Raw genomic sequence first — 24,557 nt, forward strand, 5'->3', positions numbered from 1 at the left:
CAGCAGTAGCAACTAAAAGTGTATCGCGCTCACACACTACGCACAGCGTAGTACTTGCAAGCATCTCAACCAAGACAAGGCTGATATTGATTGTGTCTTCAAGCGTGGGGGGGCATTAAAAAGAGCTGGTATTTGCGCGCTGGCAGTGTCATGCCCCAGGCCTGTTTTTTCACCTCACATAATGATGGCGACGCTGAGCTGATTGAGCTTGCTGCCGCAATACAGTCCGGGTCGCTGTCCCGGCAGACAAGCAAGGCACCCTCACGCGCCACGTCGGCGGCACTCACCCATGGTGTCTCGTAGGAATGGCGGAAATCCCAAAAACGTGTGTGGCCACGACTATAAAATGCAATCGACCGCGCCTCGTTAATTGCCCCGCCTACTATCGGAATGTCCCCGCCAATCCGCTGGCGCCAAAGATTGCTTGCAGCAGCAGCCAACTCGGCCCGCGGCTCGGCACCTCCCTCTGTATTGCGCTTCGCGGCCAACCATCCGACAATAGACGCCACTAGCAATACAATCAGCCAGTAGGCCAACATCACCCGCGGTGCGCGCGCCGGCGTTATCTCAAATCCGCCGCGACGAAGTACCACCAGCCAAAACGGAACGATAGCAAACCACTGGGCCATGCCCCATACGGAGGCCATCTGCGTTTTTGCCGCCACTGCTGCCGCGCCTACAACGATAAGCGGGCTTGCGACAAGCCACCAAAGACCTGAACGCTCGGGGGGAACAACACAACTGCGCGCCATTGCAAGCGCCGCTTGCCACCAATGTGTCCGGGTCAATAGCGCAATGAAGCAAAAGCTTGGCAGAAGGTAGCCCAATTGCGCAATTGTGTAGATGCAAAAGCGTACAATAGCCTCACTTACTGTTCCGCCCGTACGATTTTGCGCGTAGCGGAGCGTTAAAAAATCATTGGACACGAGCCAGTAAAGATGAGGTAGCATGACAACTGCCGCGGCGCCTGCTACCAGCCACGAGCGCCGACTCAATAAAGCGGCACGCCAAGCCGGATGCATCAATGCGGCCACGCATAATGCTACGAGCAATACCACTGAAAAGTACTTACCCAGCATCGACGCACCGAAAAGTACGCCAAGCGCAATCGCGCAGTCCACGCGACGATTTTGCATAAAGCAGACGAAAAAATATGCAGTCCACGGCCAAAGCAACAGTAAAACTGCATTAGCATTGAATTTGATTGCAAGATTTGAGTATAGTGGTGAAACTGCCATCGCCAAGCCTGCTAATATAGCAAGCCGGGTTGGCAGGAAGCGCTTGGCAAGGGCCACAATACCGAGCAGCCCCACCATTGCGTTAAGCGCCGAAAGTAAAAAATAAGCAATATCAGTGTGGGGAAAAACGCGGAACCAGGCTGCAGTGATCCATGCAAACAGAGGGGGGTGCTTCGAATAGCCGGCTTGCCATTCTATGCCCCACACGTAGTTCTCAACCATGTCGCCCTGTCTGTCAAGGTTACCCCATGACAGCCATGCGGCGAACGTCCATACGAGCGCGTGTATTGGCAATAACCAGAGCATTTGCAAATTGCGACCTACGTCGCCCTTTTCTTTCATATGGATAATGCCAACTAAAAACAAAATTAAATTAAATAATATTTAAGAAAAATTTATTACTTCAACAAACCATATAAATTTATCGGTAAATTTTTCTGACGATATAAGAAGGTCTTCTTTTGGCTTCCATGTATATGCGTCCCACGTACTCACCTATCATACCAATACCTATCAATTGGACACCACCCAAAAAAAGGACCATAGTGATGATCGATGCATAGCCTGGAACATCGACTCCCTGAAATAGTGTGCGCAAAATCAAATACGCAGCATAGAATAGAGCCAGACCTGCAACAGTGCCACCGATATACGTCCACACCCGCAATGGCAACGTTCCAAAGCTGGTCAGCCCTTCAAGGGCCAGATTCCAAAGTTTCCAGCCAGAAAACTTCGATTTGCCGCCCGCCCTCGGTTTGCGCACGTACTCGATTACGCTTGTACGAAAGCCGACCCATGCAAACAATCCCTTCATAAACCGCCGGTTTTCGGGCAACTGCTTCAGCGCCTCCACTACTTGGCGAGACATTAGTCTAAAGTCGCCCGTATTTTCAGGGATTGCTGTGTCGGAAATTGCGTTATGCAGTCGATAGAAAAGCGCTGCGGTTCCTCGCTTGACATAGGTATCTGTGTGCCGACTCACACGTTTGGCCAGTACCATATCGAAACCCTCTTGCCACCGTGCCACCAATTGCTGGATGATATCCGGCGGATCTTGCAAATCCGCGTCAAACGGGATTATCGCCGCGCCCCGGGCCTCGTGAATACCGGCTGTTAACGCCGCCTCCTTGCCAAAATTGCGAGACAATTCAATAATGCAAATTCGGGGGTCGCTCTCGCGTGCAGCCAAAAGTTTCTGCTGCGTGGAATCGGTACTCCCATCGTTGACACAAATCACTTCATATCGCGCTTTGGGTATGCTGCGTAACACTGGCAAGACGGCGCAAAAGAATGCTTCCACCATGAATTCTTCATTGTAAAAAGGCACAACAAGTGAAATCAAAGGAAAATTTGTCGCCGCATGAGTTTGGGCTCCTTGCTCGTCCACGCTGCTCACCGGGGCCGAGCTATGCCAGCCACCCCCACAATGTGGACAGACGTACTGCACTGTCACAGGTAAACCATTTACTGACGGCTGGCCATCATGCTGCCTATAACCAGCAGCGTCACCCTGCAATGAAAGAGGAAGGGTAGATCGTTGCGCTACGTATTTCAGGGCTATTATCCTAAAAATAGGGTGCATTGGGGGACGCAAGGCTAGATCAATTGACGCAAATGGCTCACATTTGTGCGCTCACTTGATTGCCAAGTCACTACACGACGGCTTACTACTGACACACCAATTTGTGCACCACACAATTACCGTGATTGCACTACTTGATAAGGCGCTTTACCGGGAGAATCGCCTATAAAAAATCACGTTCACCCACTCAACCAGAGCGCGCGTAACGTAAGCATTTACCGCACAAAATTAATTGTGTCGCTACAGTGGCTTCCGCTGCCGCACCATGGCGGCTAAAAAGTACATTTTTTCTGATGATAGCGCAAGCCACCCCCAATTTAAAAGCATAATCCGCACGCAGCGGCCTCTACCGCGATGCAACATTTGGCACGACGAACGTCATTAAATGACTTCGCTTCGCATTTTCCCTTCTTGTTTACAACTTGTCCTGCATCAGCGATGCGGCTCGGCGTATGAGTGGACGCCTATACCGAAGGCCTTTCTCCAGAACCGCTTGACCGCAAAGTAGCGTGCTTTATATGTAGCCTACCAGAACGCCTCGGACGGCAACAACGCTAACATCCCAATCGCAACGCGGTAAACACCGCCATCCCGACGACGATCGTCTGGACCATGCTGCGGCGCCACAAAAACCACAGCGTGCCGGCGACCGTGCCATACAACGCATGGTTGCCGAGCGCGAACGATAGTCCTTGCGGCGTCATGGCGACATCCGGCACGACCACCGCGATCAGCGCTGCTGCGGGTGCATAACGCAATGCACGTAGCACGCGCTCCGGCAACACGGTGCGCTCGCCGCCCACCAGGAAGGCGGCGCGGGTCACGCCGGTGACGATCATCATGCCGACGATCGCGAGCCAAATTTCGGTCGAGTTCATTGCGACATCCTGCCGCTCTGCCCGGCGCGCCGCAATGCGTTCGCCGACCTATTGCGCGCATAGGTGTCGCTGGCGAGCCCCGCGAGCAGCGCGGCCAGGATCGCCAGCGGCAGCGACAGGCGGTATGGCATGTCGATGCTAACGAGTGCAACGATCGCCGCGATGACGACGGCCACTATCATCGAGCGGTCGACGATCGCCGACACCATGATCGGGATCAACGCGAGCGTACCCGCCAGGCTTAAGCCCCAGTCGTCCGGAAAAAGGCTGGCAAGCAGGATGCCGATGATCGAGGATGCTTGCCACATGATCCAGCTTGACGCCGCCATGCCCCAGAAGAACGCCTCCTTGCCAGGCTCATACCCGGGCTTGAAACCGCGCCCCTGAAACAGCAAGTAGATCAGGTCACCGTTGAAATAGCCTAGCAGCAGGCGGCGCGGCATCGACAGATACGAAAAATGGGGCGCCAGGCCGGCACTGAACACGATAAACCGCGTATTGACCATCGCCGCAGTCAGCAGCACGGTCCACATCGGCAACTTCGCGGCGAGCAGCGGCAACACGGCCAGTTGCGAAGAGCCAGCATACACGAGCAGCGACATCCCGAGCGCCTGCGGCACGGTCAGCACCGACTTGCTCATCGCGATGCCAGTCACCAACCCCCAGGAGAACATCGCGGCAAAGGTCGGGGCATAGGTGCGCACGCCGTCGCCAAAGGCGCGGCGGTCGACATCGGACAAACGCTGGAACATAGCAGCAACGGTAAATTGAGCGAAACGGGCTGGCGAGCAGCGATTGCAGCGACGCCCCCCTCTAGGTGAAGACACGGATTATAGGACTGGCCTGCTCACGCATCCACGCATTGACGCTCCGCTAACCGCTGCGTTGGACGCCGGCGAGCCACGCGCGGCACGCGGCGAGAAACAGCAGCGAGCCACTGCAAGATGGTCGCCGTATGCGCGGCGGGGCGCGAATTGGCGCTAAAATAACATTTTTTGGCTGAGCCGTTGCACGTTCCGTGCGGGCGGCCAACGACGGACACCACCGCGAGGAGAATCCCTATGTCAATGGCTAACCGCGATGGCAGGATTTGGATGGACGGCCAGCTGATCGACTGGCGCGACGCGAAGATCCATGTGCTGACGCATACGCTGCACTACGGAATGGGCGTATTCGAAGGGGTGCGTGCGTACCAGACTAGCGAGGGCCCCGCGATCTTCCGGTTGAAGGAACATACGAGGCGCCTGTTCAACTCGGCCAAGATCTTCCAGATGGACGTGCCGTTCGACCAGGAAACGATCATCGCCGCGCAGCGCGACGTCGTGCGAGAAAACCAGCTCCAGTCGTGCTACCTGCGCCCGATCATCTGGGTCGGCTCCGAGAAGCTCGGCGTGTCAGCGAAAGGTAACACGATCCATGTCGCGATCGCGGCATGGCCATGGGGCGCCTATCTCGGCGACGAAGGGCTGTCCAACGGCATTCGCGTAAAGACCTCGTCGTTCACGCGCCACCACGTCAACGTGTCGATGGTGCGCGCCAAGGCGTCGGGCTGGTACGTGAACTCGATCCTCGCCAACCAGGAGGCGGCCGCCGACGGCTACGACGAGGCGCTGCTGCTGGATGTGGACGGCTACGTGTCCGAGGGCTCCGGCGAGAACTTCTTCCTCGTCAACCACGGCAAGCTGTATACGCCGGACTTGTCGTCGTGCCTGGACGGCATCACGCGCGACACGATCATCACGCTGGCGAAAGACTTCGGCATCGAAGTCATCGAGAAGCGCATCACGCGGGACGAGGTGTATACGGCGGACGAGGCGTTCTTCACCGGAACCGCGGCCGAAGTCACGCCGATCCGCGAACTGGACAACCGCACGATCGGCGCCGGACGCCGCGGACCGGTCACCGAAAAGCTCCAATCTGCGTTCTTCGATATCGTGTCGGGGAAAAACAAACAGTACGCGCACTGGCTGACCCAGGTCTGAGCCTGCCTCTTTCGAACCCAAGATCGACCCTATGAGCGAATTGAAGGAAATGCCGCTGATCGAACTCAGCGCGAAGGACGTTCCCGCCTATTGCCCGAACCCGGCGATGCCCCGCTGGAGCGCACATCCGCGTGTTTTCATCGACGTCACACACGGCGAGGCGCGGTGCCCTTACTGCGGCACGCGCTACAAGCTGCGCGACGGCGAGGTGCTCAAGGGCCATTGAGTCCAAGCGCCACACACCGGCGCAGGCTGGCCGTGAAAGCTGTCGCACCGTGGTGCGACAGCTTTCACGCGCAGTGTCTCCGTGTTGCTTCCCCCGTAATCGACCCGCTTCCGGCGCCCCAGGCAAGAACCGGCCGAAGCGCTTTTTGACTGGAATTTCTGACCCAATGCGCCGTGCGCTCATAATCGCGCCCAATTGGATTGGCGACGCGTTGATGGCTCAGCCATTGTTCGCGCTGATCAAGCGGCTGCACCCGCGGATCGTCCTCGATGCCGTCGCGCCCGCCTGGGTGGCGCCGGTACTCGCGCGGATGCCAGAGATCCGCGCGATCCATTCGACTGACCTCGGGCACGGCAAGCTGCAACTATGGCAGCGGTGGCAATTGGCCAGCGACCTGCGTGACGCCGGCTATGACGCAGCCTACGTGTTACCGAACTCGCTGAAATCAGCGCTGGTTCCGTGGCTTGCCGGCATCCCGCTACGCATCGGCTATACCGGTGAGAGCCGCTATATGCTGCTGAACGTGCGGCATCCGAATCCGCCCAGAGGTGAGCGAGCGCCGATGGTGGCGCATTACGCGGCGCTCGCCTACGCACCGGGCGCCAAGCTGCCGGCCGACTTGCCGCCGCCGCGACTGGAGATCGACCTAAACGAGCCGGTGCGCGTGTCGCACCGGTTCAATCTCGACACGCGGGTGCCTTTGATCGCGTTCTGTCCCGGCGCCGAATACGGACCGGCCAAGCGCTGGCCGCCGGAGCACTTCGCGGCGCTGGCCCGGATGATCGGCCAGTCATTTCCGTACACGCAGATCGTCGCACTGGGCTCGCCCAAGGACAGCACGGTCGCTCAGGCCATCGCGGACCGCGCACCCAACGTGCGCAACCTATGCGGCCAGACGTCGCTCGGCGAAGCCTGTGCCTTGATCACGCGCGCGAGCGCGGTAGTGACCAACGATTCCGGTTTGATGCATGTGGCCGCGGCATTGCGCCGGCCGCTCGTCGCACTCTACGGATCGAGCGACCCGCGACATACTCCCCCCCTGTCCGAACTCGCGAAGGTACAATGGCTGCATCTCGAGTGCAGCCCGTGCTTCGCGCGCGAGTGCCCGCTCGGTCACCTGAATTGCCTGCGCGAGCTGTCCGCCGAACAGGTATTCGGCGACTTGCGCGGGATGCTGATCGCCAACCGCTGAGCTGTGCCGGGGCGCGCCACGCTTGCCGAGCAAAACGAGCGCCCCGCCAGAGCCGAACCCATCGACGCGCCATGCCACGTTTCACCCGCCTTTTCGACGCCGCCGCCGACGCGCTCAACGCGTACTACCAAGCTATTGCCGACGCGAACCTGGATCATGCGATGAGCCTGTGGATCGACGAGGAATTCGCCAGCTGCATCTGCGCGGACGGCTCGCACATGCACGGCCTTGGCGAAATCCGCAACGGGCTGGCAAAGCAGTTTGAGGCAGCACGCATGACGATCGAGCCAGTCGACATCCGCGTCCACGACAGCCTGAGCACCGTGGTCTACGCGATTGCCGAGGCACACCGTTCGGCCGACCAGACCGAGCCCGCGACGATGGTGTTCTCGACCTATGTGCTTGTGCACGAGCGCGGCGAATGGCGAATCGCCCATATCCACGCGAGCCCGATGCCGGACAAGGCTGCCGGCCAGTTCGCCGCGAAGATGCGCCATGGACAGGGTTCGCTACACTGAGCGCTCGTCGGGGGCGGCCCACATCGATTGGATCTATCGGCCGCCCCGCTGGCTACCGAATGCCCATATCCAGACGATCGTGCCGGCGCTGCTCGCGCGCGCGCCACAAGTCGCCTATCGGCGCGAGCGATGGACCACGCCAGATGGCGATTTCATCGAGCTAGATTGGCTCGATACCGCCGAGCCGGCGCCAGATGCGCCGCTCGTCGTGTTATTCCACGGCCTGGAGGGCAGTTCCGACAGCCATTACGCGCGCACGTTGATGGCGGCGGTCGCGTTGCAGGGCTGGCGCGGCGTGGTCCCGCATTTCCGCAGCTGCAGCGGCCCGATTAATCTGGCGCCGCGTTTCTACCATCTGGGCGACAGCACCGAAATGGACTGGATTCTGCGCCGTCTGCGCGACGCGCACGCGGGTCCGCTGCTCGTTGCCGGCGTGTCGCTGGGCGGCAATGTGCTGCTGCGCTGGCTCGGCGAACGGCGTGAGGACGCTGGCAGATTGGTCGAGGCCGCGGCGGCCATCAGCGCGCCGCTGGACCCGAGCGTAGGCGGCGTCGCGCTGTCCAGCGGCTTCAACCGGCTGTACACGCGTAATTTCCTGCGCACGCTCAAGCGCAAGGCCATCATCAAGGCGCAACAATATCCCGGCCTGTTCGACATCACCGCCACGCTGCAGGCACGCAATTTCCAAGCGTTCGACGACATCGTCACCGCGCCACTGCACGGCTTTCGCGACGTGGACGACTATTGGAAGCGCGCGGCATCTAAGCCGCTGCTGCGCGAGATCACGGTGCCGACGCTGCTGCTTAACGCACGCAACGACCCATTCCTGCCCGCGCATGCGCTGCCGGCAGCGCGCGACGTGTCGGCGGCCGTCGAACTGGCGCAACCCGAATACGGTGGCCACGTCGGTTTCATGACGGGGCCGTTCCCAGGACGCATCGAGTGGCTGGCACGGCGCGTGCTCGGCTATTTCCAACCCTACGCTCGGTGACTCGTGATGGATGAAATCGTCAAGAAAGCACTAGCTAAATGGCCCGACGTCCCACACTGTACCGGCTGGCTGCTGCTGGACAGACGCGGCAACTGGCGCATGCGCGATGAAGCGGCGCAGGCGCACGGCGAGCCAGGCACGCCGATCCGGCACCCGGCGCTGCTCGGTTTTATCAATCGCAACTACCAGAGCGATAAAGACGGTCAGTGGTACTTCCAGAATGGGCCACAGCGGGTCTACGTCGAACTGGCGTACACGCCTTACGTCGTTAGGATGTCCAAGAACGAGGATTTGTCTGAAGTGCTGCACGGCGACGTGCTGACGCTGCGCGACCATACCGGGGCACCGTTCGTGCCTTGCGCGTGCTACCTTGACGATGCCGGCGGCGTATTGTTCGTCGATGATGGCGCACCGGCCCGGGTCGCAGTGTTACACGATCATGACCTGGCACTCTTCTCCGAACACATCGATTTTGACGAGGACGGGCAGCCGCATACGTTCGTCTGGCGCCCGCATGTGCCGTTGCGAATCCAGCCCATCGATCGCGCCGATGTGCCGGCGCGCTTTCATTTCGAGCCCAGCCCCGCCGCCGCGGTCGCGGCAGCCGGCCCTGCCGACCCCGTAGCGTGAGCATGCGGCACGACGGCCCCTGCGGACTCGCTACCCGCGAGGCTTGTCGTCGCCCCGCTCTTCTTGATAACGCGCCTCGAATTCCCGCAGCCGCGCGGCGATCATCGACATGTCGTAGTATGACGCACTCCGCGTATCGCGCGCCTGCCTGAGCTGGCGGATCGCCGATGGCCACGCGCCGTCGAGCGCCAGCGTCTCCGCTTGCGCGCGGCGCTGCTGGACCGTGTCACCCAGCGCGGCACTGGCTTGCGCCAGATAGTGCCACCATTCGCTATGCTGCGGCTGCGCAGCCGCCTGCGCCCGTGCCAGCGCCTGAGCGTCGGCGTACCGACGCGCGGCGATCATCGCCTGCAAATACGCGTCGATCGCCGCGTGCGAAGCCGGACCGCGGCGCCGCGCCCGTTCGGCGTCGCGCAACGCATCGTCCAGCCGTCCGGCGCGGCGAGCGATTTCCGATTCCAGCACATCCAGGCTGGCCGTGGACGACATGCCATCCGGCTGCGCCGATTGTGCTGCGTCGAATACCGCCCGCGCACGGCGCAACGAAGCCTGCGCGGACACATAGTGTGCCTGCAGCATTTGCGCCAGCGCGATGCCATACCAGTTCGCCGCCGCACTTGGTGCGGTCTGGCCATCGATCTCCGCCCGTAGCCGCTGCTCGATATCCGCAAGGTCGCTTGCCGACTTGTTTTGCAGCACCCGCACGCGTGCCTGCACGAATACGTACTCCGGCGACTGCCGCGGTTGGCGATACGCTGCATGGCGAGCCCGGTCCGTCATGTCGGCGATCCGCTCCCCGGTCAGCGGGTGCGTTCGCGCGTAGGGCGGCACGCCGACATCCGCAACCGTGCCACGCTCCATGCGCTCGAAGAACGATGGCATTCCATACGGGTCGAAGCCCGTGCCTTCCAGCATCATGAAGCCAACGCGATCCGCCTCGCGCTCGGCGAGGCGCGAAAACCGCAACTGATTGTCAACGGCGAACGCCTGTCCGCCGATCGCCACCGCCGAGCCCAGATCCGCGCTGTGGGCCAGCACGCCAGCCAGCAAACCAAACAACATGCCGGCGATCGCCGCATAGCTGTTGCGCTCGCTGATCATGATCATCCGCGCGATATGCCGTTGCAGCACGTGGCCCATCTCGTGGCCGACTACTGACGCCAGCTCCGATTCGGTACGTGTCGCGACAATCAAACCCGTGTTTATCCCGATGAAGCCACCCGGCATCGAGAACGCATTGATCTGCGTATCGCGCACCGAGAACAGGTCGAAATCCGGCACGTAGCCACCGATGTAGCGCTCGCGGGCCGCAGCGGCGAGCCGTGAAGCGACCGAGTTCAAATAGTCCCGCACCAGCCAGTCGTCTAGGTAGTCGGGGTCATGCCGCACCTTGCGCATCACCCGCTCGCCAAGCTTGCGCTCAGCCTGCGGCGACAACGAACCGCCCGAGCCATCGCCAAGGCTGGGCAGCGAGTGCACATCCGGCCCATGGGACGTACCTGTGAACCTCGACGTACCTGGGCCCTCGATGCTGCCCGCATTGCCGCGATACACGCCAAAGACGTCGCTCAGCGAATCGCAATAGCGCGAATCATATTGCCCAGCACCACGGTCCGGTGCGCTGACCACTGGATTCGCCGGCGTGCCGGTGGATCCTCGCACGCCGGCCCGCACGGTGTCGGGCACGCCGGAGGGCTGGGCGCTCGGCAGCCGCGGCCAAACCAGCGCAACAATGACGGATAACGCAATAAAACGTTTGGTCTGCATGACTTGATCAGGACATTCCGGTACACGGCTGCGGCACGGCAGCACCCATTCAGCCGACACACCACCGTGAATCCCCGTAGGCCCGGCGCCGCGGTGCTCGTGCACGCGCCCGTGCGTGCCACTGTTATGATACCGGGATGCCTGCGGGCCTCGGTGAATCGCTATTGCACGCCGAGGCGCCGCGCACCGGACAGCCTCCACCGGACCAGCCTCACGCGGAGGCGAGTCCCCGCAAGCCCCATACCGCCGCTGTCCGGCAACGATATCGAGCCATCCCTATCATGTCAGAACTGACTCATTTCGATGCATCCGGCCAGGCGCAGATGGTCAACGTTGGCGACAAGGACGCAACCCGACGTGTCGCGATGGCGCGTGGCACAATTGCGATGCGCGCCGACACACTGGCGCTCATCCGCGAAGGTCGCGCCGCCAAGGGTGACGTACTCGGCGTCGCACGTATCGCGGCGATTCAAGGCGCCAAGCGCACAGCCGACTTGATTCCACTGTGCCACCCGCTCGCGCTGACCCGCGTCAGTGTCGATTTCACTCTAGACGAAAAGCCAGCGGCCGTGCACTGCACCGTCCGCGTCGAGACGATCGGCCGCACCGGCGTCGAAATGGAAGCGCTCACGGCGGTGCAGATCGGCCTGCTGACCATCTACGATATGTGCAAGGCTGTGGATCGCGGCATGACGATCACCGACGTGAAGCTGCTCGAGAAGCACGGCGGCAAGTCCGGGGGTTGGGTGGCGGGAGAATAGGCACGACAGGGAAGGCGAATCCCATCAAACGGGTCCCGCGCTAGGGCGGGACCGGCCACGCCGATCATTCCCCGTTGTCTTCGCCGTCCTCCAGCGGCGCCGCGGGAACGATCCCATAGCGGGCAACAAGCGCCTGCTTAAATGGCACAAGCACACTGCCCGCATCGTCACACGCGCGATACACTGCGGCAAGCTGCGCCGGCCAATCCTTCAACATGTCTGCAAACACCTTCAGTCGTCGCATGGTCTGCAGCGCGCCGTCGGTATCGCCAGCGATCGCCTGCAGCACCGCATACCGCCGCACCACGGTTTCTCCAGGCAACAGGGCCATCGCCTGACGGTGCATCGCCAGCTTCTTGTCGAGATCGGTCTTGTCCAATGGCAACAATGTCGCGAGACCATATTCGCCCCATGCGGAAAATAGCACCGCCGGATCAGCCCGGTATTGCTCATAGGGATTCGAGCTGTAATACAGCACTTCCGAGCGCGCATAGTCGCGCTGGATCGGGTACAACGCGACGAGGCCGGCCAATATCAGCGCGCCCTGCCCTCCCCGGGCGGCGGCGGGCGCCGCCCGCAGCGGCGAGGTCTCCAGCAGACCAATCACGAACCACGCCGGCAGCAGGAAGAACATGTACTGCTGCGGATACTCGACCAGCGCATGCATCAACAGGATGCCGATCAGCGCAACACCGAATACCCGTTCGATCCGCTCACCACCGCGCAGCACGGGCACAAACCACAGCAGCAGCCCCACCACGACGATTGCCAGCCCGAGTGCACCGGTCTTGGCCAACAGGTCGATCACGATGTTATGGGAATTGTTCGCGATCTCGACGCTACCAAGCCTGTCGACGAGTTCGTATTGAGTGCGCGGAAATTCGCCCCAGCCAACGCCGAACCACGGGTGCATCTCAAACATCGCGAGCCCGTATTTCCAGAGCGCCAACCGCGGCGCAATCTGGCCAGCATCCTGGAACCGTTCGGCGGCGGACTGCCCCAAATTTAGATTGAAAGACGCATTGGCCCAGCGCGTCGCGAGATTGACGGCGACGAAAATAACCAGCAGCAACACCGGCGTCATCCAGTCGCGCAGCAAACGCCGGGTGTCGTGGCGTCCACCATAAGAAGAGGCGCGACTGCGACGCGCCTCGAACGCCATCCATGCCCCCGCTAGCACGATGACACCGGTCTGCAACCAGGGGCCGCGCGAAACCGTCAATGCCTGACCGGCTGCATAGACTACCGACAACACGATCCATACCGGGTAGCGTAACCGTCGCTGCTGAACCAGATACAGCGCCGCGGCCAGCGCAAACGCAATGTACGTCGCCAAATGGTTCGCCTGCGCCATGTTACCGAACGGCCGCCGCCCTACCTGCACGGGGTAGCTGACCACGAAGGGCGCCACGCGGTTTTCCAAATGAAATAGTTGGACGAATTGACAAAACACCGCGAATACGCCACCTGCCAGCAGCGCGTACGCCATCACATTGAACGCGCGCTGCATCGAACCAAGGCGACTGATCCAGTACCCCGTCTGCGTCGCCATCAACGCGGCGAGCAGGAACCCACCGCCGAGCAGGTTCATCGATGGCTGCACGGTATTGATGATGAACGGCTGCGCAAACAACAACGCGCCGAACAGCAGCGGCACGAGCGCCACCCGCGGCGCATCGATCGCCGCGCGCTCGCCGCACGCACACACCCACGCGAAAACCGATGCCCCGACCAGCAGGTACAACGCGAGCGCCGAGTACTCAGCGTAGAAGGTCGGGATCGGATACGTATGTAGCGTGACTGCGTACGGCAGGATCCAGGCCAGGATAAGAAAGACAAATGTGAGCAATCGCGACAACGATACGGGCATGGCGGGTTGGACTCGAGGAAACCGGCGCACTATACAAAAATTCCGCACCGCTGTGGCAATGCATTGGCTATTTAGCTGACTACAGCTGACTCAGCCTGTCGCGCACCATTGCTCGGACCGCGTTCGATTCCCGAAGCGGCCCCTAGTAAGGAGTGCACCGATGACTGCATCGACCCGCCAGAAGCCCGACGATTCTGACCGCACCACGGCACGGGGACCAGCACCATTATGCGCGGCATTCACGCTGGTGGAGCTGATGATCGTACTGGCAATCGTTGGCGTCGTCGCGTCATTTGCGCTCCCAGCGTACCGCGATTATCTGACTCGCAGCCGGGTCGGCGAGGGCCTGTCGTTGGCCGCGCCAGCGCGGCTGGCCGTAGCAGAAAACGTCGTGGCGGGCGCGCAACGGCTCGGCAACGGCTATGCACGAGCGCCGGCGACACGCAATGTGGAATCGATCGACATCGACGACAAAACGGGGGCCATCACGATCCGCTATACCGCCCTAGTCGCCCCATCCGGCGAAAACACGCTTGTGCTGGTACCGTCGACATCCGACGATCCGGACGCACCCTATGCCCAAGTATCCGTTAGCAGCAACCGCAGCGGCGCAGGCACACTGACCTGGGAGTGCTTCGCCGCAGGCAAGACCACTTCGTCGCTTCCAATTCCCGGGCCAGTGCCCGACCCGAGCCCGACACTGCCGGCCCGTTTTGCGCCGCCGGAGTGCCGTGCGTGAGCCGCATCCAGGTTCGTGTGCCACGGCGCATCGGCACGCTGGGCGTGGCGGCATCGCAGTGCCGCCGGCATGCTGGGCATGGTGGCATCAAAGGACTGGTACCGGTGCACCGGACCTGCGCGCATCGTCATGCCGTGGACGAGCGCCTGCGTTGCGCGATTGCCACGGGGGCTGCGCCCATGAACGACACTGGCAGCGTCGTGATGGAGTGCTGGGCCGCGTTGGTCGCCGCGTCCCGTGTCCGCGCGTCAGCGAGCACGCACCGCCGTACCATGTCGGCTACGGCGTTTCAGCCACCCGCCAATCCCGACCACGGTCAGCGCACTGACAACGCTGGCGACGTAGTGATACGCTTGCATACCGCCCCCAAGCAGCCTCGCCACAAGGGGATCACCGATAATCAGACCACCGGCAATCCAGCCGAGCAACGCGGCACCGAGTGTAACGATCGCCGGGAAACGATCCAGCAGCTTGAGCACCAGCGTGCTGCCCCATACGATCAACGGCACACTCAACAGCAAGCCAAAGACCACCAGCCCCAGCCGATGCTCCGATGCAGCCGCATCGGCCGCGCCGGCTATCGCGATCACGTTGTCCAAGCTCATCACGAAATCGGCGACGATGATGGTGCGCACGGCCGCCCACAGCTTATCCGCGGCCTTGACACTGCCATGCGCATCCAGCTGCGGCTGCATCAGCTTGATGCCGACCCACAGCAACAACAGGCCACCCACGAGCTTCAGCACTGGCACATCGAGCAACAGCACGGCGAACGAAATCAGCACGAGACGCAGCGCGATGGCGCCAACCGTGCCCCACAGCACGCCTTGCACTCGTTGCGCGGGCGGCAGATTCCGGCAGGCCAACGCGATGATGACGGCATTGTCGCCGCCCAGCAGAATATCAATGATGACGATCTGGAGCACGGCACTCCAGTTCAACGACGCGAGCAGTTCGAGCATGGTGGCCAATGCGGAATGAAAAAGACCAAGCGTCTTTCAGACTCACTGCTTATAGAAAGCGCCGCACACGAAAGGTTTTCGAAAGCATATCAAATTCCGCGCTTCACCGGCTGGAAAAAGACACAGCCGGCCACCGCTTCGCGGTGGCCGGCTGTACCGGAAGTGATGCGTGCGTGTCGGCGGCGCTTACAGCACCGACTTCAACAAGCGACCCATCTCAGATGGGTTCTTCGTTACCTTGATGCCACACGACTCCATGATCTCAAGCTTCGCTTCGGCGGTGTCGGCACCGCCCGAGATCAATGCGCCAGCGTGACCCATCCGCTTGCCAGGAGGCGCCGTCACGCCGGCGATGAAGCCCACGACCGGCTTCTTCATGTTGTCCTTGATCCAGTACGACGCATTTGCCTCGTCCGGGCCGCCGATTTCACCAATCATGATGACTGCATCCGTATCCGGATCGTCGTTGAACATCTTCATCACGTCGATGTGCTTCAGACCGTTAATCGGGTCGCCGCCGATCCCGACAGCCGACGATTGACCCAGACCAAGGGCGGTCAGCTGGGCGACCGCCTCATACGTCAACGTACCCGAGCGGGAGACAACGCCGATGCGGCCCTTCTTGTGGATGTGACCAGGCATGATGCCGATCTTCAACTCGTCGGGCGTGATCACACCTGGGCAGTTCGGCCCGAGCAGCAACGTCTTGCGGTTCTCACGGCGCATCCGGTCGCGCACCTCGATCATGTCCCGGACCGGAATGCCTTCGGTGATACAGATCGCCAGGTCCAAATCGGCTTCGACTGCTTCCCAGATTGCCGCAGCAGCCCCAGCCGGCGGCACGTAAATCACCGACACCGTCGCACCGGTCTGCGCCTTGGCTTCCTTGACGCTGCCAAAAATCGGAATGCCCTCAAAGTCCTCGCCGGCCTTCTTCGGATTGACACCCGCGACATAGGCAGCGCGGCCATTTGCGTACTCGCGGCAGGCGCGCGTATGAAACTGGCCGGTCTTGCCGGTGATACCCTGCGTGATGACCTTCGTATCTTTGTTGATCAGAATCGACATGTAATGACCTCTTTCGTTCGGCGTCGCAGCTCGCGCAAGGCGCGGTGGCAACGACACCATGCGTATCCTCGAAGTGAGCGCGGCGGCTTACTTGCCTTCGGCTGCGGCGACGACCTTCTGCGCGGCTTCTTCCATGCTGTCCGCGGAAATAATTGGCAACCCGGAGTCGGCGAGCATCTTCTTGCCGAGGTCCTCGTTGGTGCCCTTCATCCGCACGACCAGCGGGACTTGCAGGTGCACCGCCTTCGATGCCGCGATCACGCCCTCGGCGATCACATCGCAACGCATGATCCCGCCGAAGATGTTGACAAGGATGGCCTTCAGGTTCGGGTTCTTCAGCATCAGCTTGAACGCTTCGGTCACCTTCTCGGTCGTCGCACCACCGCCGACATCGAGGAAGTTCGCCGGTTCGCCACCGAACAACTTGATCGTATCCATCGTTGCCATCGCCAGGCCGGCGCCGTTGACCAGACAGCCGATGTTGCCATCCAGGGAGATGTAGGCGAGATCGAACTTCGACGCCTCGATTTCGGCCGGATCCTCTTCGTCGAGATCACGGTAGGCAACGATCTCCACGTGACGGAACAGCGCGTTCGAATCGAAGTTGAACTTTGCATCCAACGCGATTACCTTGCCGTCGCCGGTCAGGATCAACGGGTTGATTTCAGCCAGCGATGCATCCGTTTCCCAGAATGCCTTGTACAGTCCGTGCAGGTTCGCACGGGCCTGCGCGAGCGATGCATCCGGTACGCCGATTTTTTTGGCGATCTCGTCTGCTTCAGCGTCCTGCAAGCCCTTAGCCGGATCGACCGCAACCTTGTGGATCAACTCGGGCGTCTTCGCGGCCACTTCCTCGATGTCCATGCCGCCTTCGCTGGAGGCCATCAGCACAACCTTTTGCGAAATGCGGTCGACGACGAGACCGACATACAGTTCCTTCTTGATGTCTGCGCCTTCTTCGATCAACAGCCGGTTGACCTTTTGCCCTTCGGGGCCAGTCTGGTGCGTCTTGAGCTGCATGCCGAGGATCTGGTTCGAATACTCACGCACCTGATCCAGCGATTTCGCGACCTTGACGCCACCACCCTTGCCACGGCCACCAGCATGGATCTGGGCCTTCACCACCCAGACCGGGCCGCCAAGCTCCTCGGCCACCTTGACGGCTTCATCTACCGAAAACGCGGGCTGGCCGCGCGGCACCGTGACCCCGAATTTCCGCAGGATCTCTTTACCCTGGTACTCGTGAATCTTCATGCGTGATTCCCTTCAGTCTGAGAGTTGGAATGAATATCGCTGTATGTGGCGCTTGGCGCGGCTTCGCGCACGATGCGGCGCGGACTTCACGCGGCGCGTGGCCATACCAGCTCGGATAGCATTGCGTGACCACGGGCCGTCAAGCTTCAACGCGTGGCAGCGATCAAGCCGAGACAGCATCGCATCGCCAGCTGCGTCCGTGTCTGACGTGCCTGTCTGCGACGCCTCGCCGACGCAAGCTTGAATGGCTGCGCTCGACGATAGCACGCGCAAATCGGTCAGATGCGTGCAGCCCACCGCCTCACCAAGACGCTTAGTGACGGCATGCCGGAGCCCACGACGCAGGTCCAACCCAATCAATGCGCAATCGCTTGGATTAGCGTCTTCGCCATGCCCCGAATAAGAAACCCATTTCGCCGCCGGCGACTGCGCATCGACGACATTTATCTGGCGATCGATCGTCACCCGCAGTCGAAGTTCGTGGATAGGTAGCCCGATCGGCTTAACGCCGGTTGCGAGTTGCGTATCACGCGCGTTACGATCGGTCAGGCATGCTTTGATGTCCCACAGGCCGTCTTCACGCTCGAACGCTTGCACGTCAATCGCACGGCGATGACGCGCCCAACGAGGAGCAGAGGGAGGGAGCGGCATGGAAAGGGTTGCGGCCGGATGGAAAACCCAGCGATTTTAGCATACCGGTCCGACGGCCTGCCGACACCCGCGCGCGCCCTGGAACGCGCTTCATCGCCCGAACGCATAGGCGAAGCACAACATCCCACGTAGCACGACGCAGTCTACGCGGACCGTCATTCATCGCCGGCTTCGTCGTCGATCCCGCTGACGAGGCGCGCCACCACCGCGCGGGAAAAGCCGCGGGCGGCCAGGAAACGCGCTTGCTTGGCACGCTCGGCTGGCGACTGCGCGACATGGCCCTGAAATTTCTTTTGCCACACCGCTTTCGCCCGCTCCCATTCGGTTTCCTGTAATTGATTGCTGATGTCGTCCAGCAGGTCGCCATGCAACGCGTGCCGCTTCAATTCACCGACGATCCGGGCCGCGCCGAAGCGGGACGCACGGCGATGCACGACACTTTCGGCAAACCGACTATCAGACAGCCAGCCGTCTCGCTCGAGTGCATCGAGAATCGGCTCGATATTGTCGCCTTCCTGGGCGTCGCGCTTGAGCTTCGCAGCCAGTTCGGCACGACTGTAATCCCGGCGCGACAAATATCTCAACGCGCGCCCCTTCAGGCTTGGCGCGGGGCGTGGGCACTTCACGTGCACTTCGCGTTACGCTTGTCCGCCCTCGGCAACCACCGCGCCGGCCGGCATCGCTACGACACCGAGCGACTCGCGGACGCGATTTTCGATCTCGCGCGCAAGATCCGGATTCTCGCGCAGGAACTCTCGCGCATTGTCCTTGCCCTGGCCAATCTTCTCACCGTTGTAGCTATACCAGGCACCCGCCTTCTCGACGATCTTCGCCTGGACGCCAAGATCGATGATTTCACCGTGTCGCGAAATCCCCTCACCATACAAGATGTCGAAAATCGCCTCGCGGAACGGTGGCGACACTTTGTTTTTGACCACCTTAACCCGCGTTTCGTTACCGATGACTTCGTCGTTCTTCTTGATCGAGCCGATCCGACGGATATCGAGCCGAACCGACGCGTAAAACTTCAACGCATTACCTCCGGTGGTAGTTTCCGGATTGCCGAACATCACACCGATCTTCATGCGAATCTGGTTAATGAAAATGACTAGGCAATTGGTCCGCTTGATTGTGCCGGTCAGCTTGCGCAGCGCCTGCGACATCAGCCGCGCCTGCAGGCCGGGCAGTGAATCGCCCATTTCACCTTCGATTTCGGCCTTCGGCACGAGCGCGGCCACCGAGTCGATGACGATCATGTCGATCGACCCCGAGCGCACGAGTGCATCGGCGATTTCCAGTGCTTGCTCGCCAGTATCAGGCTGAGAAATCAGTAGTTCCGACGCATTGACGCCCAGCTTGGACGCGTACTGGACATCGAGCGCGTGCTCCGCGTCGATGAACGCGCAGGTGCCGCCGATTTTCTGCATCTCGGCGATCACCTGCAGCGTGAGCGTCGTCTTGCCGGACGATTCCGGCCCGTAGATCTCGACGACACGGCCACGCGGCAGCCCACCAACGCCTAGCGCGATGTCCAGGCCGAGTGAGCCAGTCGATACGACTTGAATGTCCTCGACTGCCTCGCCATGGCCAAGCCGCATGATCGACCCCTTGCCGAACTGCTTCTCGATCTGCGACAGCGCGGCAGCCAGTGCCTTGCTCTTCTCCGCAGTCAGTCCAGTTGAGCCTTTCTTGCTTTCTTCCATGAATCGTCCTTTGCTATGATGAGCGGCAGTCTGTTGCCGAAGCGGCACGCCTCGCATCGCGGCCATGCCGGTCATCCCCGGATGAAACCGCTGCCCGCGCCAATGCGCGGCTCCAGATACTGTATAAAAAAACAGTGTTGTTTGCAAGCGCGAAATACATCCATCCTTCTCGCAACTAGCATGCCTGGTCGCGCTGCGTGCCACGCCCTCGGGGTAGAAGAATCGTTGCACATTGCGCTGGACACCGCGTGTCGTTGCAATATGCACGACAAGGAGACGCCGGAAAGGGGGACAGGTTTGCGCTGCCGACCCTAAAACACGCCCGTGCGCATTCTCATTGCCGAATGATGACAGCATACTTGCGGATGGTCTGATCCGAGCACTCCGCCAATCGGGCTATGCGGTCGGTTACGTCAAGACAGGGATAGAGGCCGACATTGCCCTGTCGATGCAATCGTTCGATCTGCGGATTCTCGATCTCGAACTGCCACGCATGAGCGGGTTCAGCGCGCCATCCACATAGCGAGGCACCCGCACACGCTGCTTGCCGTAGTGAGCCCGTGTGCGCTTAGCTGGACTCTGCAATTTGAGCCGCCGCCCGAACATCACGCAGTTGTCGTTGCCCATGACGCGCTCGTGGTGTTCGCATAAATGTCTACTAAGCCGTTGCCGATATAGGGCGCGAAGGCGCTGCCCGGCTCAGCGGCCGGCACGGCGGACTCAGCATTGTGACGCGGCATGTAGCACTGCGCCAGGTAGGCGCTGGCTTGCTGCATGTCGGTGATGCCAGCCTTGGCCAACTCGCGGGGTAAGCGCTGCTAGTGCGGACCGAAGGCCCGCTCTGAACACCCATGAGCCTGCGACCCATAGGCCGCAATGTGCTCCAATGTACTCGATACCCCGTTGCGCCAGCGCTCGGCCGAACTGCGCCACTGTGTTCGCATCGGCCTTTTCGCCGGCTTTAGGCGTATGGAAACAGTGGCTGCCGACCGGTGCGCGCTTGTGCGAAACCTGATCTAGTCGCTTGTCGATCAACCCGCGCAGGCCATCGGCCTCGTAGCGCCCCATCTGCCGCCGAAACGTGTGCTCGCAAGCCCCAATAGCCGTGCCGCCTCGGCCTGCGGGAATCGCTTGTCCTGCCAGGTGAGTCGCTTGTCCTGCCCGTCGCTGTCGCCCCCTTCGCGTCTCATCTTCCGGGTTTCCTGTCACCAACGTACCCGGCTTACAGGTGGCTCCATATGACACCCAAAAACCGGACACATTACGTGCTATAAACCCGGACAACTCATGGGCTCACGACAGAAAACGCGAAAATCGTTGACAACTCGTCTCGGTATGCCCATAATCCGGGGTTCTTTAGGCGAATTAGCTCAGTCGGTTAGAGCGACGGAATCATAATCCGCAGGTCCGGGGTTCGAGTCCCTGATTCGCCACCAAGAAAATCCAGGGCTTAGCAGTGATGCTAGGCCTTTTTTTGCCGCTGCAAGTCGATATGAGACGACGTCTCCTATCCGGCGCCATCCCATACCCTTCGCTGAAGGCCAAGACGCCCGTTCAGGCCATTTGCCAAATGCGTCGCGCCCCTTGCTCGACGCTAAGCACCGCGCATCCCTCTCCCACCACCCAAGCATTGCCTTCGAAACTTTAGCGGCGTGCAGTTCATTGTTATGAATCAAAGCGCTACGCGACTCGCAAACCGCAAAGCCAAGGTCGAGCACGGTCAATCAAAGCCAGACTAGCGCCTCCAAGTTGCCCTGCCGAAGCACTCAGCACTACCACTGCGTCTCCACGACCCAACCTCACCCGCGATGTCGCTAGAGCAGAAAATCTTCAGTCGATCGTTTTTTCTTTTTTATTTCGACTATCATTGAAATATGGAAATGAACATTGTCGTGCGCGCACTTAGCGCGCTAGCCCAGGAATCCCGACTAGCCGCCTTCCGATTCCTCGTCGAAGCCGGCCCAAGCGGGGTACCCGCTGGCCAAATTGCGGAACATCTCGGCCTTGCACCGTCGTCACTGTCTTTTCATATGAAAGAGTTGACCTACGCCAATCTCGTCACGGTCGAGCAGCGCGGGCGCTACATGATCTATTCAGCCAACTATCCGGCCATGAACGATCTGTTGGCATTCCTGACCGACAATTGTTGCGGCGGCCATCCCTGTTCGCCCATCCATGCCGCCAGTTGCAAGCCGACAAAGGAAAAAGCATCGTGAAACGTTTGCCTATCCCTACCTGCGTCGAAGCGCTGGCGGCGAGCATCCGATTTTACTCGAAGCTATTCGCGAGCGAACCCACGGTCAAGCAGCCCGACTACGCTAAATGGTTGCTCGGCGCTCCGCAGGTGAATGTCGACGTTTCACAGCGCGGCGCGGCATTGAGATTCGATCATTTAGGCGGGCAGGCCAAAAGCGAAGCCGAGCGTGCGCAGATGCACGATCGCCTCCGCGATACCGCGCTGTCCGTTGACGAGCAAATCGGAGACGCCTGCTGCTACGCACGCTCCAATAAATACTGGGGGGCGATCCGCAGGGCATCGCATAGGAGACATACTCGATCCTTGCCGACATCCCGCCTTTCGGCGGGTCCCGTGCCACGCCAGCGAGCGACTCAAACGCCAGCGCTTCCGTTTGCTGCGCCTCTATTGGCGGCAAACCAGTCGGCGTGCCGGTGAAATCTGCCTGCTGCTGACGCCCGACCATGAATGACAAGCGCTACCCCATTCTCTTCTTGTGTACCGATAACTCCGTGCGCTCGCATCTTCTATCCGAAGCGTTGACGAACCCGTTCGGCGGGCGCTTCGTCGCATATTTGGCAGGTAGCCATCCAAAAGGCGAGATGAATCCGCTCGCGCTTCGCGCGCTCGCGCGCTGGTGTTTGTCCACCGACGGGTATCGGAGCAAAAGCGGGGACGAGATCATCGGCGACGGTGTACCCACAATGCGCATCGCCAGCACGGTGTGCGACAGCGTGGCGTCGCAGACGTGCCATACTGGCCCAGCAGTCCGGTCAAAGCGCATTGGGGTTACGCCGATGCGTCGAGCAGTCCAATGAACACGCCCAACGCCATCCCGCCGGGAAAGGCCGTCACCAAGTCTGCCATTCATTTCTTCGAACGCTATCTGACCGTCTGGGTAGCGCTGTGCATCATCGCCGGCATGGCGCTCGGCCAAGCGTTGCCTAGTCTGTTTCAGCAAGTCGGACGGATGCAATACGCGCAGGTCAATCTCCCAGTCGGGCTGCTGATATGGGTGATGATCATTCCGATGCTCGTCAAAATCGACTTCCGCGCGTTGCATGAAGTCCGACAGTACGTCAAGGGTATCGGCGTCACACTCGTCGTGAACTGGCTCGTCAAGCCCTTCTCGATGGCGTTTCTCGGCTGGCTGTTCATCAAGCACCTGTTTGCGCCGATGCTGCCGGCGGAACAGCTCGATAGCTACCTAGCTGGCCTAATCCTCCTGGCTGCCGCGCCGTGCACAGCGATGGTATTCGTCTGGAGCCGACTAACCGGCGGCGATCCGTTGTTTACCCTGTCTCAGGTCGCGTTGAACGACAGCATCATGGTGATTGCGTTTGCGCCGCTGGTGAGCCTCTTACTCGGTATTTCCGCGATCACGGTGCCGTGGGCTACGCTGCTCACATCAGTGGTGCTCTACATCGTTATTCCGGTAATCCTCGCGCAGATCTGGCGTCAGCTGCTGCTCGCGAAGGGACAAGCTGCATTCGACACCGCTATGGCGAAGATTGGCCCCTGGTCTATTACCGCACTGCTAGCGACGCTGGTGCTACTTTTTGCGTTCCAGGGCGAAGCGATCCTGAAGCAACCGCTCGTGATCGCCCTGCTTGCGGTGCCCATTCTGATTCAAGTGTTCTTCAATTCAGCACTGGCATACTGCCTCAATCGCGCCGTTGGCGAAAAACACACTATCGCCTGCCCGTCGGCGCTCATCGGCGCATCCAACTTCTTCGAACTGGCGGTCGCGGCCTCAATCAGCCTGTTTGGGCTCAATTCCGGCGCAGCGCTGGCAACCGTCGTGGGCGTGCTGATTGAAGTGCCGGTCATGCTGCTAGTGGTGCGCATCGTCAACCAATCGAAAAGCTGGTATGAGCGGGCTTGAGTCAGCACAAGCACTCACCGGAGGTGAAAATCCCGGACCACAGCGGCGCGCGGGTAGCATGAATGCAGGCCGATATGAACAGGAACCTCGCCATGCGTCATGGAGCCTGGTTCGCCGCGTTGTTGCTGGGCCGCGCCGCGCACGCGCAGCCGAATTGCACCACGGACGCGGTCGATCAGCAAACGATGAACGAATGCACGGCCCGTCAGTGAGTCAGGTCCGACGCGATGCTGAACACGACGTACCAGGCCGTGACGTCGCGGCTGAAAGCAGATAAGGCGGCCGCGTGCCAGCTGACCGATGCGCAGCACGCGTGAGTCGCGTGCCGCGACGCCGAATACGGCCTTGCGACCGCGTCATCGGCAGGCCGCTGTCTCCATCCAATGGCGCACGTTGTGCCTAAACGCATTGACCATCGCGCGCA

General features: G+C 60.7%; 23 protein-coding genes, 1 tRNA gene and 2 pseudogenes. 14 read left to right on the forward strand and 12 right to left on the reverse strand.

Annotation, left to right across the window (positions count from 1 at the left end; genetic code table 11):
* Positions 1 to 98: 98 nt before the first annotated feature.
* The 4 genes from IHE30_RS00350 to IHE30_RS00365 form a co-directional block, all read right to left on the reverse strand.
* Positions 99 to 1,604 carry a glycosyltransferase family 39 protein gene (locus tag IHE30_RS00350; protein WP_337687918.1) on the reverse strand — a complete coding sequence of 502 codons (1,506 nt, stop codon included), beginning with the start codon at positions 1,602 to 1,604 and terminating at the stop codon, positions 99 to 101.
* Positions 1,605 to 1,659: 55 nt separating this feature from the next.
* Positions 1,660 to 2,625, reverse strand: coding sequence for a glycosyltransferase family 2 protein (locus IHE30_RS00355; RefSeq protein WP_337687919.1), 966 nt, complete (start codon positions 2,623 to 2,625; stop codon positions 1,660 to 1,662).
* A 749-nt stretch (positions 2,626 to 3,374) separates the two neighbouring features.
* On the reverse strand, positions 3,375 to 3,698 hold the full coding sequence (locus tag IHE30_RS00360) for an AzlD domain-containing protein (RefSeq protein ID WP_337687920.1): 324 nt from the start codon (positions 3,696 to 3,698) through the stop codon (positions 3,375 to 3,377).
* A complete protein-coding gene (locus tag IHE30_RS00365) occupies positions 3,695 to 4,450 on the reverse strand; it encodes an AzlC family ABC transporter permease (protein ID WP_337687922.1) in 756 nt (251 codons plus the stop codon). The genes IHE30_RS00360 and IHE30_RS00365 overlap by 4 nt, the downstream gene beginning before the upstream one ends.
* A gap of 309 nt (positions 4,451 to 4,759) precedes the next feature.
* Between IHE30_RS00365 and IHE30_RS00370 the strand changes: the two genes are divergently transcribed.
* The 6 genes from IHE30_RS00370 to IHE30_RS00395 all read left to right on the forward strand — a co-directional run bounded on the left by IHE30_RS00370 (position 4,760) and on the right by IHE30_RS00395 (position 9,237).
* Positions 4,760 to 5,680, forward strand: a complete 921-nt coding sequence (locus tag IHE30_RS00370; RefSeq protein WP_337687924.1) for a branched-chain amino acid transaminase — start codon at positions 4,760 to 4,762, stop codon at positions 5,678 to 5,680.
* Between the two features lie 31 nt (positions 5,681 to 5,711).
* The gene (locus tag IHE30_RS00375; RefSeq protein ID WP_337687925.1) at positions 5,712 to 5,906 is read left to right on the forward strand and encodes a zinc-finger domain-containing protein; all 195 of its coding nucleotides are present in this window, start codon (positions 5,712 to 5,714) and stop codon (positions 5,904 to 5,906) included.
* Between the two features lie 166 nt (positions 5,907 to 6,072).
* Positions 6,073 to 7,098 (forward strand): lipopolysaccharide heptosyltransferase II, encoded by a 1,026-nt coding sequence (gene waaF / locus IHE30_RS00380; RefSeq protein WP_337687927.1) that lies wholly within the window; start codon positions 6,073 to 6,075, stop codon positions 7,096 to 7,098.
* 71 nt (positions 7,099 to 7,169) lie between these two features.
* Entirely contained in the window at positions 7,170 to 7,616 is a 447-nt protein-coding gene (locus tag IHE30_RS00385; protein WP_337687928.1) for a nuclear transport factor 2 family protein, read from the forward strand.
* Positions 7,594 to 8,607: a hydrolase gene (locus IHE30_RS00390; protein ID WP_337687929.1), complete on the forward strand. Its 1,014-nt coding sequence runs from the start codon at positions 7,594 to 7,596 to the stop codon at positions 8,605 to 8,607. Before IHE30_RS00385 ends, IHE30_RS00390 begins: the two co-directional genes overlap by 23 nt.
* A 6-nt stretch (positions 8,608 to 8,613) precedes the next feature.
* Positions 8,614 to 9,237 carry a DUF2946 family protein gene (locus tag IHE30_RS00395; RefSeq protein ID WP_337687930.1) on the forward strand — a complete coding sequence of 208 codons (624 nt, stop codon included), beginning with the start codon at positions 8,614 to 8,616 and terminating at the stop codon, positions 9,235 to 9,237.
* 30 nt (positions 9,238 to 9,267) lie between these two features.
* Here the strand turns inward: IHE30_RS00395 and IHE30_RS00400 are convergent, their stop codons facing one another.
* Positions 9,268 to 11,004 (reverse strand): M48 family metalloprotease, encoded by a 1,737-nt coding sequence (locus IHE30_RS00400; protein ID WP_337687931.1) that lies wholly within the window; start codon positions 11,002 to 11,004, stop codon positions 9,268 to 9,270.
* Positions 11,005 to 11,285: 281 nt separating this feature from the next.
* Here IHE30_RS00400 and moaC point away from each other — a divergent pair, with 281 nt between their 5' ends.
* Entirely contained in the window at positions 11,286 to 11,765 is a 480-nt protein-coding gene (gene moaC / locus IHE30_RS00405) for a cyclic pyranopterin monophosphate synthase MoaC (protein ID WP_337687932.1), read from the forward strand.
* A 64-nt stretch (positions 11,766 to 11,829) separates the two neighbouring features.
* On the opposite strand, the gene IHE30_RS00410 is transcribed toward moaC, so the two are convergent.
* Complete coding sequence (locus IHE30_RS00410; RefSeq protein WP_337687933.1) at positions 11,830 to 13,635, reverse strand: PglL family O-oligosaccharyltransferase; 1,806 nt, start codon at positions 13,633 to 13,635, stop codon at positions 11,830 to 11,832.
* A 160-nt stretch (positions 13,636 to 13,795) separates the two neighbouring features.
* Between IHE30_RS00410 and IHE30_RS00415 the strand changes: the two genes are divergently transcribed.
* Positions 13,796 to 14,374 (forward strand): pilin, encoded by a 579-nt coding sequence (locus tag IHE30_RS00415; RefSeq protein WP_337687935.1) that lies wholly within the window; start codon positions 13,796 to 13,798, stop codon positions 14,372 to 14,374.
* A gap of 248 nt (positions 14,375 to 14,622) precedes the next feature.
* Here the strand turns inward: IHE30_RS00415 and IHE30_RS00420 are convergent, their stop codons facing one another.
* From IHE30_RS00420 to recA, 6 genes are all read right to left on the reverse strand, one after another.
* On the reverse strand, positions 14,623 to 15,336 hold the full coding sequence (locus IHE30_RS00420) for a TerC family protein (RefSeq protein ID WP_337688356.1): 714 nt from the start codon (positions 15,334 to 15,336) through the stop codon (positions 14,623 to 14,625).
* Between the two features lie 186 nt (positions 15,337 to 15,522).
* Positions 15,523 to 16,404: a succinate--CoA ligase subunit alpha gene (gene sucD / locus IHE30_RS00425; protein WP_041754466.1), complete on the reverse strand. Its 882-nt coding sequence runs from the start codon at positions 16,402 to 16,404 to the stop codon at positions 15,523 to 15,525.
* An 87-nt stretch (positions 16,405 to 16,491) separates the two neighbouring features.
* Entirely contained in the window at positions 16,492 to 17,658 is a 1,167-nt protein-coding gene (gene sucC / locus IHE30_RS00430; protein ID WP_337687937.1) for an ADP-forming succinate--CoA ligase subunit beta, read from the reverse strand.
* Positions 17,659 to 17,670: 12 nt separating this feature from the next.
* The gene (locus tag IHE30_RS00435) at positions 17,671 to 18,309 is read right to left on the reverse strand and encodes a DUF2889 domain-containing protein (RefSeq protein ID WP_337687939.1); all 639 of its coding nucleotides are present in this window, start codon (positions 18,307 to 18,309) and stop codon (positions 17,671 to 17,673) included.
* Between the two features lie 155 nt (positions 18,310 to 18,464).
* Complete coding sequence (gene recX / locus IHE30_RS00440; protein ID WP_443193560.1) at positions 18,465 to 18,893, reverse strand: recombination regulator RecX; 429 nt, start codon at positions 18,891 to 18,893, stop codon at positions 18,465 to 18,467.
* A 54-nt stretch (positions 18,894 to 18,947) separates the two neighbouring features.
* The gene (gene recA, locus IHE30_RS00445; protein WP_337687940.1) at positions 18,948 to 20,012 is read right to left on the reverse strand and encodes a recombinase RecA; all 1,065 of its coding nucleotides are present in this window, start codon (positions 20,010 to 20,012) and stop codon (positions 18,948 to 18,950) included.
* Positions 20,013 to 20,336: 324 nt separating this feature from the next.
* Here recA and IHE30_RS00450 point away from each other — a divergent pair.
* The 6 genes and pseudogenes from IHE30_RS00450 to arsB form a co-directional block, all read left to right on the forward strand.
* A pseudogene (locus IHE30_RS00450) lies at positions 20,337 to 20,514 on the forward strand (response regulator); the annotation flags it as partial.
* An 857-nt stretch (positions 20,515 to 21,371) separates the two neighbouring features.
* Positions 21,372 to 21,448, forward strand: a tRNA-Met gene (locus tag IHE30_RS00455).
* Positions 21,449 to 21,886: 438 nt separating this feature from the next.
* On the forward strand, positions 21,887 to 22,228 hold the full coding sequence (locus tag IHE30_RS00460; RefSeq protein ID WP_337687941.1) for an ArsR/SmtB family transcription factor: 342 nt from the start codon (positions 21,887 to 21,889) through the stop codon (positions 22,226 to 22,228).
* Positions 22,225 to 22,703: pseudogene (locus tag IHE30_RS00465) on the forward strand (ArsI/CadI family heavy metal resistance metalloenzyme). The gene IHE30_RS00460 and the pseudogene IHE30_RS00465 overlap by 4 nt, the downstream one beginning before the upstream one ends.
* Positions 22,704 to 22,760: 57 nt before the next feature.
* Positions 22,761 to 23,066, forward strand: coding sequence for a hypothetical protein (locus IHE30_RS00470; RefSeq protein ID WP_337687943.1), 306 nt, complete (start codon positions 22,761 to 22,763; stop codon positions 23,064 to 23,066).
* A complete protein-coding gene (gene arsB / locus IHE30_RS00475) occupies positions 23,063 to 24,133 on the forward strand; it encodes an ACR3 family arsenite efflux transporter (RefSeq protein ID WP_337687944.1) in 1,071 nt (356 codons plus the stop codon). Before IHE30_RS00470 ends, arsB begins: the two co-directional genes overlap by 4 nt.
* Positions 24,134 to 24,557: the final 424 nt, after the last annotated feature.

The sequence above is a fragment of the Mycetohabitans sp. B46 genome, from assembly GCF_037389205.1.
GTDB lineage: Bacteria > Pseudomonadota > Gammaproteobacteria > Burkholderiales > Burkholderiaceae > Mycetohabitans.

Excerpts from the sequence above, each read along its gene's own strand:
- IHE30_RS00360 (WP_337687920.1), bottom strand. The coding sequence starts at position 3,698 with ATGAACTCGACCGAAATTTGGCTCGCGATCGTCGGCATGATGATCGTC.
- IHE30_RS00365 (WP_337687922.1), bottom strand. The coding sequence starts at position 4,450 with ATGTTCCAGCGTTTGTCCGATGTCGACCGCCGCGCCTTTGGCGACGGC.
- IHE30_RS00370 (WP_337687924.1), top strand. The coding sequence starts at position 4,760 with ATGTCAATGGCTAACCGCGATGGCAGGATTTGGATGGACGGCCAGCTG.
- IHE30_RS00375 (WP_337687925.1), top strand. The coding sequence starts at position 5,712 with ATGAGCGAATTGAAGGAAATGCCGCTGATCGAACTCAGCGCGAAGGAC.
- waaF (WP_337687927.1), top strand. The coding sequence starts at position 6,073 with ATGCGCCGTGCGCTCATAATCGCGCCCAATTGGATTGGCGACGCGTTG.
- IHE30_RS00385 (WP_337687928.1), top strand. The coding sequence starts at position 7,170 with ATGCCACGTTTCACCCGCCTTTTCGACGCCGCCGCCGACGCGCTCAAC.
- IHE30_RS00390 (WP_337687929.1), top strand. The coding sequence starts at position 7,594 with ATGGACAGGGTTCGCTACACTGAGCGCTCGTCGGGGGCGGCCCACATC.
- IHE30_RS00395 (WP_337687930.1), top strand. The coding sequence starts at position 8,614 with ATGGATGAAATCGTCAAGAAAGCACTAGCTAAATGGCCCGACGTCCCA.
- IHE30_RS00400 (WP_337687931.1), bottom strand. The coding sequence starts at position 11,004 with ATGCAGACCAAACGTTTTATTGCGTTATCCGTCATTGTTGCGCTGGTT.
- moaC (WP_337687932.1), top strand. The coding sequence starts at position 11,286 with ATGTCAGAACTGACTCATTTCGATGCATCCGGCCAGGCGCAGATGGTC.
- IHE30_RS00410 (WP_337687933.1), bottom strand. The coding sequence starts at position 13,635 with ATGCCCGTATCGTTGTCGCGATTGCTCACATTTGTCTTTCTTATCCTG.
- IHE30_RS00415 (WP_337687935.1), top strand. The coding sequence starts at position 13,796 with ATGACTGCATCGACCCGCCAGAAGCCCGACGATTCTGACCGCACCACG.
- IHE30_RS00420 (WP_337688356.1), bottom strand. The coding sequence starts at position 15,336 with ATGCTCGAACTGCTCGCGTCGTTGAACTGGAGTGCCGTGCTCCAGATC.
- sucD (WP_041754466.1), bottom strand. The coding sequence starts at position 16,404 with ATGTCGATTCTGATCAACAAAGATACGAAGGTCATCACGCAGGGTATC.
- sucC (WP_337687937.1), bottom strand. The coding sequence starts at position 17,658 with ATGAAGATTCACGAGTACCAGGGTAAAGAGATCCTGCGGAAATTCGGG.
- IHE30_RS00435 (WP_337687939.1), bottom strand. The coding sequence starts at position 18,309 with ATGCCGCTCCCTCCCTCTGCTCCTCGTTGGGCGCGTCATCGCCGTGCG.
- recA (WP_337687940.1), bottom strand. The coding sequence starts at position 20,012 with ATGGAAGAAAGCAAGAAAGGCTCAACTGGACTGACTGCGGAGAAGAGC.
- IHE30_RS00460 (WP_337687941.1), top strand. The coding sequence starts at position 21,887 with ATGGAAATGAACATTGTCGTGCGCGCACTTAGCGCGCTAGCCCAGGAA.
- arsB (WP_337687944.1), top strand. The coding sequence starts at position 23,063 with ATGAACACGCCCAACGCCATCCCGCCGGGAAAGGCCGTCACCAAGTCT.